Source organism: Deltaproteobacteria bacterium (assembly GCA_016210005.1).
Classification (GTDB): Bacteria; Desulfobacterota; Binatia; order HRBIN30; family JACQVA1; genus JACQVA1.
Map to the genome: position 1 here is coordinate 1 of JACQVA010000121.1, position 13,071 is coordinate 13,071.

A 13,071-nucleotide genomic window follows, 5' to 3' on the forward strand; every position below is an offset into this window, starting at 1 on the left:
GACGCACCCGGACGATGCCTTCGGGCTGCGATAGGCGCCTGTGAATCTGGCTCTGCCCTCCCACTCGGACCAGTATAGCGGAAGAAATTCAAGTTGTCCAGTCCCCCTTGTGGGGCAAGGGCAGGGCTAGCCCTCTACCTTCTGCTGGTGCGCTTCCTGAACTGGGTGCCGCCTTCCCTGGAGGCAGTCCCGTCCGTGGTGGTGCGCTTTGTGGGCGAGCAGCTGGGCATCGAGCCGGGGGTCCTCGGGGATTACGGTCGCCGGCCCCAGACCCGGGACGACCACGTCGCTCAGATCCGTGTCTACCTGCAGGTCCGCGCCTACGAGGCGGCCGACGCCACGCCCCTGCGTCGCCATCTGGTGGAGGAGGCCATGCGCAGGGATGACGCCGCGGCCCTTCTAGAAGAAGCCGAGGCCTGGTTGCGCCGCCAGCGCATCCTGTTCCCTTCCAGCGACGTGTTGCGCCGGGTGGTCCGCTCGGCCCGGGTGCGTGCCGAGTGGCGCATCTATCGTCGCATCTGCGGCCTTCTCTCCGAGGTGCAAAAGACCGCCATGCAGGCCCTGCTGGAGACTCCTCATGGCAAGCGGGGCACCCGGTTTTCCTGGCTGAAGGAGCCGCCCCGCCAGGCCTCCAGCCGGCACATCCGGGAGCTGACGGACAAGCTCCACCTGGTGCGTGGCCTGGGCGTGGGCGAGATGGACCTCTCCTGGCTCGTGCGCAACCGGGCGCGACAACTGGCCGGCCTAGGCCGCAACTACTCCAGTACTGCGCTGGAGCGGTTCGCAGCGGAGAAGCGTTACGCCATCCTGACCTTCTGGCTGCAGGAGCTGCAGGCGACCCTCACCGACGACATCGTCACCATGCTCAACGTGCTGATCGGGCGTCTCTTTACGCGCTCCGAGAACGCGATGCAGGCCGATCAGGCGCGCCAGGGGCCGGTCATCAACTGGTGCCTGATCACCCTGCGCAAGGCCGTGGGAGTGCTGCTCGACCGCACCGTGTCCAACCCGGAGGTGCGTCCGATGGCCTTCGAGGTGGTGCCGGAGGCGGAACTGCAGCGGGCTTACGATAGCGCTGGCGACAGTCAACGTCCCGAGGACTACAACAGTCTCGACTACGCCCGAAAGAGACATCGCAGTCTACGCAGTTTCCTACCCTGCGTCCTGGACGCCCTGAAGTTCACCGGAAATCAGGCGGCAGAGCCCGTGCTGCGCGCCGTGGCGATTCTCCAGGAGATGCGCGCCGAGGGCAAACGCAAGCTGCCGCCGGATACGCTTACCGACTTCGCCGACGAGAGCTGGCGCGAGGCCATCCAGCCAGACCAGGCGGCAACCCTGGACAGGCCCATGTGGGAGCTGGCCCTGGCCGAGAAGATCCGGGATAGCATCAAGTCCTCGGACCTCTACGTGGTGGGCAGCTGGCAGCACCGCGACTGGACCAGCTACCTGCTCAGCCCCGAGGATTGGGAGCTGCGGCGCGACGGATGGTGGGCGGATTGGCATGCCGCTACCGATCCCCGGCGCTACCTCGACGACCTGGAAGCCCTGATGGACGAGGCGCTGCAGCGCTTAGCCGAAGGCTGGGAGGACAACGACTTCGCCAGCCAGGCCGGGGGCAGGCTGAAGCTTTCCAGGGATGACGCTATCGAGGTCCCGGCCAGCGCCGAGGCCCTCAAGAAAGAGGTTCAGCAGCTGATGCCGCGGATTAAGCTGACAGGTTTGCTGCCCGAGGTGGACGCCTGGATCGGCCTGCGCGATTGTTTCTCCCATCCCAGCGTACCGGCGGGGGGGCACAATCCGCTCCTGGAGGCGAACTTCTTCGCCGTCCTGGTGGCACACGGGTGCAACCTGGCCCTCACCAACATGGCCGATTCGGCCGATCTGCCCTACCACCATTTGACCTACCTGTCCGACTGGTACTTTCGGGAGGAATGTCGGCGGGCGGCGATCGTGGCCGCAGTCAACTACCATCACTCGCTGGCCCTAGCGGGAACCTTCGGACCAGGCACAGCGGCTATGACTGACGGCATCCGCTTCGGCGTTTCGGGCAGCTCCCTCATGGCGAGCCATCATCCGCGTTACTTCGGGGTGCGGCGGGGGATTACGGTCTACGACATGACCTCAGATCAGTACTCCCACCCCTACGTCCAGGTCATCGGCTGTCACGAGCGCGAGGCCGCCGCCGCCCTGGACGCTGCCCTACGCCATGAGACCGATCTGCCCCTGTTCGAGCACATGACCGACACTCACGGCTACACCGAGATCATCTTCGGCCTCTTCGAGTTGGAGGGTCGCATGTTTTCGCCCCGCCTGCGCGACCTGCCGGGCCAGGTCCTCTATCCGATGAGCGCACGCCAGAAGAAGGGACCCATGGGCTGGCTGCTGCGCGGCCGCCGGATCCGCCGGGAGCTGATCGAGCGGTGCTGGGACGACATGCACCGGGTGGCCGCCTCACTCAAGGAAGGCACCGTCACGGCTACCCTGCTGGTCGCCAAGTTCCAGGCCATGAAACGCATGAGCGGGATTCAGCACGGGCTGCAGGAGCTCGGACGGATCCACAAGACCCTCTTCATCCTGCGCTACAGGCGCAGGCGCTCGCCACCCCCGGCTTCATCTTCAGCCTGGTGCCTCGGCCTTAGCGGCCGAACTTGCTCCTCAGGACCTGAAGCTGTTCGTCCTCCTTGTACTGCTGCTCGAGTTCTGAAAAGAGCCACTCGAGCTCGCCGTTCTCCAAGGAACCTAAAGTCTTGCCTGCAAGACCCTCAAGAACGGCCGCAACTTCCTCCAACCTGCCACGTTGAGCAGCCATCCCGGCGGCCAGCCGGATACGGAGCAACCCCCCTGCATCACCAGTGCGAGTGATTCCGTCTTCCAAACAGCTGAGCGCCGCGTCAGACTTCTGCTGGATAGTCAAGCAGCTTGACAACAGTGCGTAGACATACTCGTAACCGCGTTGCTCCGGCAATTCCTGGAGTTTGGCGACCAGCATCCTCTCCGCTTCAGCATACTTCTTTCCCTTAATGAGATCCGATACCGACGAGTGTAAGTCCTCGAACTCTGAAGAACCGAACATAAGTAATCTCCTAGAACGGGTATCTTGGAGGGAGCTGGAATCTAGTCCCGCCATGGGCCCGCGCCAAGCACGCAGCAAACCGAGCCATGGCGACTTGACGGCACACTCCTTTGATACTTGCCAAGCTAGCCTGCACGTCTACTCCTTCGAGCTTTGGTTTGCCCTGACAGCTCTGAGCGGTCAAATTGCCGCAAAACGAGAGATCCTTGGCGTACTGCGAGTGGCATTGCCCGATACGGCCGATTTTGCTCCGGTCTTCAGCGGACAACCTCCCGAAACCCTGTGGGTTGCGCCTGATAGCAGCCATTTTGACCGCAAGCCGCGACTCGGTTTCCAGTGCCCAGGCTTCCGCTCGAGCCGCTTCCGCTTGTGCCTGCAGAGCTCCAAGCCATGCTGCGGTGATGGCTCCTCCGCCAACCGCGATGACTCCGATTCCTGTAGCGCTGGTCGCAGCTGTTGATGTGGCACCGGCTCCAGCTACGAACTCACCCACTTTTTCGGCAACAGGTAGCAAAAGTTCGCCTATGCCCTTGCCAATCCCGGGATTCACCAACGTTTCGAGACCCTCAGGATCGACGAAATTTACTGGATTCGCAGCAACATAGCTGTAGAGATTCGGGCCACCCAGGTAACCAATCGGGTCCTGAGTCAAAAAACGGCCGAGCCGAGGATCCATCCAACGCAGACCCATCAGGTAGAGGCCCGATGAGGGCATCTCGTCGCGCACCCCCAGAGCTCCCACGAAAGTTTGAGAGCTGGCGCCGCTAGTCTCGCTGACCTCAACTCGATTGCCGAATTCGTCGTTGACGTAGTGGGCCGCCTCATCGCCGTCAGCCTCAACCAAGACCCTCACCGAACCTAGTCCATCGGTGATGAAGTAAAAGAAGTCTGTCCCCTTCTGGAATCCTAGGACCTGGTCGCCGATGATGAAGGCCCATTCCGTCGGAGTCCCGCTGGGATCGCGCTTCTCGCTCACGACCGGCAGCCCCGAGTGCTTGAACTCGAGGTTAACGCCGTCGGTGCCGATCTTGCTCTTGCGGATCCGCCCGGCATCGTAGCTGTGCGATGCCGACGTCCCAGCAGGCTGCTGCTCCCAGCGCACCAGCGAGTCGAAATCGTTGTAGGTATATGTGGTCGTGACCTCACTCCCGCCGGGGTTGAGCACCCTGGCAATCATGTTGCCGTCCGCGTTGTGAGTGAACGTCTCCTTGTCGGTATAGTCCCCGGCCGTCCGGGAACCGAGCGGGCCCTCCTGGCGCTTGCTGATCTGATCGGCCACATCGTAGGTGTAGCGGTGCGACATGTTGGAGGGATGAACGTCCAGATAGGTCCGGTTGTCCGATTCATCATAGACGTAGACGCGCTCGGTGGCGGGCGTGGCCGCCCCCACCCCCTTCTTCACCTCCGAGAGGCGGTTGAGCCAATCGTACGAGTACTGCCAGGTCAGCTTGTTGGCCGTGTTCTGGGGCGTGTCCACCAGTTGGGTCCGGTTCCCGGAGGCATCGTACGAGTATTCGAACGAGTGGAAGTGCGCTCCGTTCTTGAGATAGCGCAGATGGGTGAGCTGGCCGTTGGCGTTCCAGCCCGGGTTGCCGGCCGCGTCCTGAAAGCGGCACACGATACCGGTCGAGGCCGGATAGACGATCTCCGACAGCCGCCCGGCCACATCATACCGGTAAGAGAAGACCCGGTCGGCCTCGGCCGAGCGCTGCACGCTCACCGTCTTCAAGCGGCCATCCGCATAGTACGTGTAGGCGGTCACCTTCCCGAAGGCGTCCGTGAGCCGGGTCAGCTGGCCCTCGGCATCGTAGCCGTATTGAATGGTCTTCCCGTCCGGAAAGATGACGCGGGTCAACCGGTCCAGCGAGTCCCACTCGAAACGCCGGCTCTCCGAAGCGCTTCCGGCCGCCCCGTACTTGTCGACCCCGTAGCGAGCCGAGCCGTAGACCGCCCCCGACTCCCCCGGCTGGGTGACGCTCACCAGCCGCCCCAATTCATCATAAGCATAGGTGGTCTTGCCGGCCGAAACCTCGACCTCCTTGAGCTGACACAGGGTATCGAACGCATACGTTCGCTTGACCCCTCGCGCGGTGGTCTCGCTGATAGAGTTGCAGAAGGGAGCGTGGGAGACCGTGCTGGTCCGGCCCAGTGGGTCCTTGCTGCTGACGGCTCGGCCCAGTGAATCGTAGGAGTAGGACGTGGCTTTCTCGGCGCCGTTCATGAGGCGGATCAGCCTCTTGAGCTCGCCGAAGCCGGTATAGTCGAAGCGGGCCCGCATCTGCTCCACCCCCGGGGCGACCTCGGAAAGGATGCGCTCGAGCTGACCCGTCGAGTCATAGCGGTAGCGGGTGGTACGGGGGTTGCCCCCGGAGCCCTGGTTGGCCGGGGCGGTCACCGTTTGCAACAATCCTTCGAGGTAGCTCAAAGTGACGGATTGGCCCCGAGCATCGGTCGCCTTCAAAAGCCGGTCGCCCGCATCAAACTGATAGCGCCATACGTTGCCCACGGGATCGGTCACGGAGGTGGGGTTGTCAAAGGGATCATGACTGAATAGAGTGGTCCGCGCGAGTCCCCCGTCCGCCCCCCCGGGCGTCGTGATACTCTGGAGGTTGCCGTTCGGATAGTAGGAGAGCTGGGTTCGGTTGCCCAGCCGATCCGTGATGGCCGTGATCTGCCCGTCGGCCTGGCGCTCGAGCTTCATGGTCTTTCCGGCCGGGTCGATGACCTCTTCCAGGTTTCCCAGCCCGTCGTAGCGCAGCTTGATCGGGGGGTATTTCTGTCTCACCCCGCCCACCGTCACCTCGGGCCGGCGAATCTCATAGACTAGATTGGCGTGCAGCGGCCGAGACCCCGGGGCATACAGGTCTTCCATATATTTCAGCTCGGTGTTGTTGCCCTGGGTGTCGGTGATGCTGGCCAGGTTGCTCTGGGCATTGTACGTGTACGTCGTGCTGGCCAGGTTCGGATCGATGGTGCGCGTACGGAGGTAGGGATTGTTGGGATCCTTGTATTCGTGGACCCACACGTTCCCGAGCGGGTCTTCCACTTTGGTCACACGGTAACGCTCATTGTAGGTCAAGACATAAGTACGGGGAACAGCGGTCGGCGAGGACAGGTCTTCGACCGTTGCCGTCATCCTGCCCAGGGCGAGGTCGTATGACCGGGTGATTTTCTGCTGCCGGTGAGTTTCGGTCTGGAGCCTTCCTTTGAACCAGCCCGACGGGTAGTAGGTATAGCTCGAAGTACCGAATCGTGGATCGCTTACACCAGACAGCTTTCCGGTCAAATCATAGAGAAACCGAGTGCGGTTCCCGACGGGATCGACGAGAGCGGTCAGCATTCTTTGAGAGTCATACTCGAGGAGCGTTTCCCGACTTACGGTGCCGCGAGTATCGCGGATCGACACGAGCAGCCCATCGGAGTTATGGGTCAGGTAGAGAGCTCTGCCTTTACCATCCTGAACACTGGTCAGGACGTTTTGGATGTAGTCAAACCGGACCCCGCCCTGGAAAATCGTGAACGTCTTTTGTTCATACTGATAGTTCATGACGTTGCCGTTGCGATCGACTTGAGACGTGATACGGCCGGTCGTATCGAACAGCATGCGTGTCTGATCCCGAAAGGTCAGGGTATAGGAACCGTCAGTCTTGGTCGCCTGAATGTAGTTGTCTTCGTGGAGCGGGACATAGGAGGCCCCTTGTTTGGACCACTGCTCGAACCGACCTGCCCCGTCGCGGAAAGTGGGATTCCCGAGGGTATCCTCCTGGATACGCACATACAGATCCAGGCTCCATCCCCGAGCGATCTCCCCTTCTCGCGGGAGATTCCGTGGCGGGAGCGGAGGAAAGAAGTAGGTGCCGCCGCCGATGGGGGCGTGCCGGATCGGGTCCGGGTCCGCGTCGAAGTCGAGGGAATCGTAGCTCAGGAAACCTAATCCCAGATGCCCGAAGGGCGCTGCCAGAGCGGGAAAGTTCAGGTTGACGTTGCCGGTCATGACACCACCCACTTTCCGCCGACACATCGAAGCCGAGCATCGCGATCATGCTCCAGTGGGGTGATGATGTTGAAAGCCTGGTACCACCACCACCCCTGGATCCCAATGGGATTGTGAATGGAAATCCAGGGACCGCGGTACGTCTGGACTCCCGGCCGCGAGGCCGCCTCGGCCTCGACCTTGGGATCGAACCAGTAAGTGACGTCATCGCGCAGCGTGACCTCAACGGTGATGCCCACGAATCCCCGCTTCGGCCTCGGCACACTAGCCAGGGAAATGGCCTTCGTACCCACCGGACTGGGAATGGGGTCCAGGCCGTATCCTGGAGTGACGGACGCGAAACTCCCCACCGGGATGTTGAGGTCTACAGGTTGGCCGTTGACGATCGCGCTCTTTGCGAAACTGCACACCACGACGTGAACATCACCCCAGCTCGCAAACGTAAGGGTCAGGACAGATCCGGGCAGCACCGCGTTGAGTGGACCCGAGCTGGACGTGACGCTCGCCGACTGTACCGCCTTGGTACCCTGAAACGGCACGCTCGAGGGCAGGTAGAGATGGTTGCTTCCCATGGTTTTCTCCTTCATCAGGCTCCGCTTGGGAGAGGCTGGCCAGCCAGGCTCGCCGCCGCCTAGCCAACCCCTCCTCAAACGGGGTGTTCAGGCCATTGCGCGCCAGTCGAAGTTAAGGGACGAGCCCGAGCCCTTCACATAGAAGTTAGTGGCATCGGCCTCGGCCGAAAGGTAGACGGTCCCGTTGCTCCGCGGCGTGAGGCTCACGAATGCGGGCTTGACTCCCAGGCCGTGGGCCACCGAGGACTGAGTTCCGGCCGAGGCATCGGTGGTCGCATTTCCGGCCCCGATGGCCAGGCCGCTGACCGAGTTGGACAGGCCGAGATAGGCCTTGTTGCCCACGGCCATCTGCCCGATCTCGTCATTGGAGGCGGCCGTGGCCCGGATGATCAGGTCGTCGAAGACGGCTCCCTGAAGCAGGTTGCCCAGATAGTCCGTGCCCAGGAAGAACTCCGAGGCGACGCTGGTGACCGATCCCGAGCCGGAGCCCACGGAGGTGGTGGCCATCTCGGAACCGTTGTGATAGAGCTTGAGTGTTCCGGAGCTGTAGGTGGCGGCGATGTGCTGCCACGTCTTCCGGGCGAAGGTGAAGGCCGTGTTCGCGACCACCTGCTTGAGCTGGCCGTCGGCGTCGTAGATGGAGAAGACCAGCTTGTTCTCCACGCTCTTGGACAGTCGGATCCGGTCCCTGGCTTCGGCGAGCGCGGCATCGAACAGGACCTGCTCCTTGCCGCTGTCTCCGGCCCAGAAGGGGTAGATGAAGAAGGCGATCGTCCCCGCCGTCGCAGACAGGATGCCCGAACTTGCATAGGACAGCTTCGTGGCTGCACGCGAGGTGGATGAGCCCAGGCTCCCGGAGAAACCGGCACCCTGGTAGGAGTCGATGAAGCTGGAGACGAGCTCTGCCTGCTCGACCTGCACGCAGTCCGCGTAGAGAACCGCAGAAGAGCACTGGTCGAGCCGCAGGCTTGACGACGAAACGCCGGTCGCCCCCGTGGTGACCATGTGCCAGCCGTAGTCGGTTTCCACAGGGTTCCTGGTCGGATGACAGAGAGCGAAGTCGCCGGCCGCGAGCACCAGGGCACCGTCGGTGTCGAGGGCGGTGCCGGTGGGGGAGAGCTTCGAGAACCTGGACCCTGAAGCGAAGGTGGGAACGAGGCTCTGACCGTCGAGGCGCAGCGCGGACGAGGAGACCCCCGTTCCGCCGGTGGTCACCATATGCCAGGCATAACCTGAGCTGGCCGGGTTGGACAACGTCCGGCAGATCACCAGGTCGCCGGCCGAAATGGCCATGGCGCCATCGGTCACCAGGGCCGTGGCGGTCGGAACGAAGCGGGTCAACCGAGATCCCGTCACGTAGTCAGGCGCGATCGGGTCGTCGTCGAGGCGCAAAGCGGCGGACGAGGCGCCTGTCGCTCCAGTGGTCACCAGGTGCCAGCCATAGCCTTCACCGGTCAGATTGCAGAACACGAAATCCCCGGCGTTGAGGACCAGGGCACCGTCGGTGACCAGAACCGAGTCGCCTCCGGCTGGAGCCCACTGGGAAAAGCGACTTGCGCCTACGAACGTGGGGGCGGCGGTCTGGTCGTCCAGGCGCAAGGCCGCGCCGGATACACCCGTGGCGCCGGCGGTCACCATGTGCCAGGCATACTCCTTGGGCCCGGTGGGATTGGCGGTGACGGCGCACATGACCACGTCGCCGGCGGAAATACTCATGGCCGCGTCGGTGACCGGGGCGGTGGCGGTAGGAGTCCGGTGGGAGAGCCGGGAGCCTGAGGCAAAGTCGGGATCCTCCTGGACCAGGTAGATCCGGATCTCGCAGTTGGTGTTGTCGTTGGAAGCTTTGTTCTCGAGCTCGATCCGCGTCCAGGTTTCGGCGGCCAGGGCGACCTCGCCTGAGTCGTACGCGACCGGAGTACCGCCCGAGAAAGACATCTCCAGCTTGGCTTTGATCGCCGTGCTTGAGTAGGCATAGATGGAAGCGGAATAGGAGGTGGAACTGCCGACCGCCAGCGAGCTCTTGACGTAGCCCGCTCCGGCGTCCCCTGTACCGGCGATCTTGAAGGATCCGACGCTGACGGTGTCGTTTTCCTCATAGGTCGGCCCGCTTTCCTGAGTCAGGGCGACGGCTGGATCGTTCGCCGACCAGCCGGAGAGGTCTACTTCCGCGGAGGGATTGGTGTGGAGGTTCGTCCCGGCAGCCTCGACCAGCACGCCCTGAGAGCCGGAGAACTTTCCGGCCCAGTAGCGGATGGCTCCCGTGCCGGTTCCCACCAGTCCCAGATGGCTCTGGAGGCTCTTGTCAAAGTGAGCGATCAGCTTCACGTTGGAGTCGGGACGCACCAGTCCGAGGAGAATGTCCTCGGCCTTGAGATACTGCTGCTGAAGTTCCGCGACAATCGCGTCGCCGGAGGTCTGCAGCTGGCTTTTTCCTTCGTAGGGGAAGTTGTTCACTTTCTTTTCCTGCCTTTCGTTTCGGAGCTGCGACAGTAAGCAGCAGCGATGTTGCTCATCCGTATCACGTTATCAGTGGTGCAGAATCGAGAACCTGGCGAAGACAGCCCAGGAACATCTCGATAGCGTGGCGTTTGGTGTCGGGAATCCCACCCAGGGCCGCCTCCAGCGCCTGGCTGGTCAGTTGCCTGGCCTGTTGCACAGGCTCTCCCAGAATCAACTGCGTGCCGGCAGAGCCGACCGCAAGCACCGCACCGCAGCCCACGGCCTGATAGCAAGCCTCGGCAACCCTGCCGTTCTCCAGCCGCACGAAAAGGCGCAGCCAATCTCCGCAGCGGTCATAGCGGGCGTCCGCAAAGCTCGCGTCCTCGAGCTCGGCCTGATTTCTCGGGTGATAGAAGTGATCCAGGAGCTGGGGTGAATACATCGGGATTCCCTTCCTGTCGGTGCGATCGATGGTCGGAGAAATCTCCTCCCCGGCAGTCGGTGGGCAATAGGTGGCTACCCCTCCCCGGCCCCCGGGATGGGACCGGGGAGGGAGCAGCGCTGTGGTCGTAGTGAAAGGACTCAGTGGAAAGGGATCAGGAAGGCATCACCTTCTCGAGCTCCGAGCCTGCGGTCTGGATGGGCGTCTCCTGCTCGACTCGCTGCAGGAGGGCACGGAGTTGTTGGATTCTGATCACGCACTGTTGGGCGGAGACCTGATGGGCCTCGAGCACGAGGTAAGCCTCGCCCAACCGGGCCAGGACCTCGAGCCGACTCGGAAGAGGGTTCTCCAGGTTGTTCGAGTGGCGTTCCTTCTGCAGAGTAGACATCGTGAAAACTCCTTTCTGGTTTCGCGAGAATCCTCAGGGAATGTCCGTGCCGAGCCGGGTCTTGGCGGCGTTGGAATCGGAGATGGAAGCGTCGTAGGCGGCCACCTGGTGGGCTTTGAAGTCGCCCAGCAGGAAATTCTTCTGGGTGGTCGTGATGGAGAGCCACTCCAGGAACTCCAGCGGTCCGCCCAGCTCCTGCATCTTCATCTGGACGTAGTTCCGGAGTTCCTCACCCGTCTTCGCGGAGAGCGCCATGTTCATGAACCTCCTTGTCGTGATTCTGCTGTTGGGCGACGAGTGCCATTCTGTCGCCTTCTCAGGACGTTTTGCTGGTGTAAGCCGGCAGATAGTAGAGGGTCCCGTTGATGTTGACCTTGACCCAGGCATCGACCGACCCCGGGCTGCTCTTGGTGGTGCTCCCGTCCACGGCTTTGTGGGTGCCCGCGGCGGCGTCGAAGCGCATCACGCAAGCGTCGGTGACCGCAGCACCGGCACCGAGCGCGATATCGCGCAGCTCAAGATAGTTGTGGCGTGTCACCGTGCGGGTAGGCGTGTCGGCGTTATAGGTCGGAGCCAGGGTGATGCCGGCTGCGTGGCCGTCTGCCAGACTGCCCGAGTTCACGGTGTGCGCCTGAGCGATATAAGCGGCGCGGATGTTTGCGCCCACGTTATTGGGAGGGCTGCTAGTGATGTTCATATGCAGGCCGTGGGCGCCATCGCGGCTCAGCGTCTGCGTCAACAATAACGCCTCCTGCCCGCCTGTCGAGGAGCTCACAGTTGTTGTAATTGCAGTCCGACCGTCCTTGAGCACCCTGAGCACATCGTTTCCGGCTAATCTCAACGCAAACAATGCCGCCATATCGCTTGAGAGTGTGTCGGTGACGTTAATCCTGAAAGCCTCCAGCGCAGAGTTGTTGTTGAATGTCGTGTTAAATAGACCGCCCGTCCCAGAGGTTGTTAGTGATTGAGTCACGACAAATCTGCCGTCTTTCATCACAACAAAACGGTCAGCGGAGGCTAGTCGCAACTCCATCAACCTGGAACTTGCGTCAGACAATGTATCGATCGGGTTTACAGAAAAAGCCCTATGGATTGAGTCGTGATTCCAGGTGGGCTCGATCCGAAGCGTCTTCTCGCTGGAAGTCGTGTGGGTCGGGTTGAGCAACAGAGTCTCCCCGTCCCATGTGAAATCCGCGTCCCCCTCGAGGGTCCCATCCCCGGTCCAGACACCGACCTGATTGTTGACCGGGGTGCCGACCTTGAGGACATCCCCCGCCCCGGCGCCCACGCCCAGGGTGGCCCGAGCGGCCGCGGCGTCGGCATCATCGAGAAGCGTCCGAATGAAGGCGCTCAAAGTCGTCTCCGCCCAGGTATCCACGCCGGTGGTGTAAGCGATCTTGTCGGAGGCGGTGCCCAGCGCTGCCAGAGAGGTGAGAGTGGCATCCACGGCCTGGGCTCCGATGTCGCTCAAGACCTGCGCCGGAGTGCGCTGCTCAAGGGTGCTGGCGCCGGCGGCGCGGATGTAGTTTCCGGTGGTGTAGGCCGAGATGCCAGTCCCTCCCAGGTTGACCGGGACCACGCCCAGCGACAGCGTCAGGTTGGCCGAAAGCGCTCCTCCACCCTGAAGCGGGGAGGTGGTGTTGACCTGCCGCGAGGTGGGCACGGCACCCACCTGGGCCGCGGTGACCGCGTGGGGGTTGCTGAGGTTGGCCAGGTGGGCGTCGACCACCGATTTCGTGGCGATGTTGGCGGCGGCCAGCGAGCGGTTGACGAACTGGCCGGACGCATCCCGCTGAAGAACGTCGAGGTTGGCCGGACTCGTCAGGTTCACGTCGGTCAGCTCGTTGAGCTGGAGAGCTGCCTTAGCCCCCACCACCATCTGGAAGTTGCTGCCATCATGGATGACGGAGACCACCTGATTCTGGAGGATGTCCCCGGCCTCGAGAGCCTGGTTGACGTTCTTCTTGATCGAAAGGGCCGCGAGGGTGTTCAGCTTGAGGGTAGCTGCGCCGGTGTTGGTCTTCGCAGCCTTGAAATGGACCAGGGCTCCTGCCAGCAGGGGGTCGCTCGGAGCCGGGGCGAGGGTCACCTCGTAAGCGTTGGCGGCCGAGGCAAGGCCGGTATCCACTCCGTAGAAAGCCCTGCCGTCCTCCAGCCGGTTGA

At 62.6% G+C, this 13,071-nt stretch carries 8 protein-coding genes; 1 reads left to right on the forward strand and 7 read right to left on the reverse strand.

Going from position 1 to position 13,071, the window contains the following annotated elements; translation table 11 throughout:
* Positions 1 to 147 precede the first annotated feature (147 nt).
* Complete coding sequence (locus HY699_11585) at positions 148 to 2,862, forward strand: Tn3 family transposase (GenBank protein ID MBI4516443.1); 2,715 nt, start codon at positions 148 to 150, stop codon at positions 2,860 to 2,862.
* A gap of 221 nt (positions 2,863 to 3,083) precedes the next feature.
* Here the strand turns inward: HY699_11585 and HY699_11590 are convergent, their stop codons facing one another.
* The 7 genes from HY699_11590 to HY699_11620 all read right to left on the reverse strand — a co-directional run.
* Complete coding sequence (locus tag HY699_11590; GenBank protein MBI4516444.1) at positions 3,084 to 7,067, reverse strand: RHS repeat protein; 3,984 nt, start codon at positions 7,065 to 7,067, stop codon at positions 3,084 to 3,086.
* Positions 7,064 to 7,654 (reverse strand): hypothetical protein, encoded by a 591-nt coding sequence (locus tag HY699_11595; GenBank protein ID MBI4516445.1) that lies wholly within the window; start codon positions 7,652 to 7,654, stop codon positions 7,064 to 7,066. Before HY699_11595 ends, HY699_11590 begins: the two co-directional genes overlap by 4 nt.
* A 72-nt stretch (positions 7,655 to 7,726) precedes the next feature.
* A complete protein-coding gene (locus HY699_11600; GenBank protein MBI4516446.1) occupies positions 7,727 to 10,093 on the reverse strand; it encodes a LamG domain-containing protein in 2,367 nt (788 codons plus the stop codon).
* A 64-nt stretch (positions 10,094 to 10,157) separates the two neighbouring features.
* Complete coding sequence (locus tag HY699_11605) at positions 10,158 to 10,520, reverse strand: iron-sulfur cluster assembly scaffold protein (protein ID MBI4516447.1); 363 nt, start codon at positions 10,518 to 10,520, stop codon at positions 10,158 to 10,160.
* A 154-nt stretch (positions 10,521 to 10,674) separates the two neighbouring features.
* Complete coding sequence (locus tag HY699_11610) at positions 10,675 to 10,908, reverse strand: hypothetical protein (protein ID MBI4516448.1); 234 nt, start codon at positions 10,906 to 10,908, stop codon at positions 10,675 to 10,677.
* Positions 10,909 to 10,941: 33 nt separating this feature from the next.
* Entirely contained in the window at positions 10,942 to 11,169 is a 228-nt protein-coding gene (locus HY699_11615) for a hypothetical protein (GenBank protein MBI4516449.1), read from the reverse strand.
* Between the two features lie 55 nt (positions 11,170 to 11,224).
* The coding region (locus HY699_11620; GenBank protein MBI4516450.1) for a hypothetical protein at positions 11,225 to 13,071 on the reverse strand (1,847 nt) is incomplete at its 5' end.

Coding starts and splice junctions, on each gene's coding strand:
- HY699_11590 (MBI4516444.1), bottom strand. CDS start 7,067: ATGACCGGCAACGTCAACCTGAACTTTCCCGCTCTGGCAGCGCCCTTC.
- HY699_11595 (MBI4516445.1), bottom strand. CDS start 7,654: ATGAAGGAGAAAACCATGGGAAGCAACCATCTCTACCTGCCCTCGAGC.
- HY699_11605 (MBI4516447.1), bottom strand. CDS start 10,520: ATGTATTCACCCCAGCTCCTGGATCACTTCTATCACCCGAGAAATCAG.
- HY699_11610 (MBI4516448.1), bottom strand. CDS start 10,908: ATGTCTACTCTGCAGAAGGAACGCCACTCGAACAACCTGGAGAACCCT.
- HY699_11615 (MBI4516449.1), bottom strand. CDS start 11,169: ATGAACATGGCGCTCTCCGCGAAGACGGGTGAGGAACTCCGGAACTAC.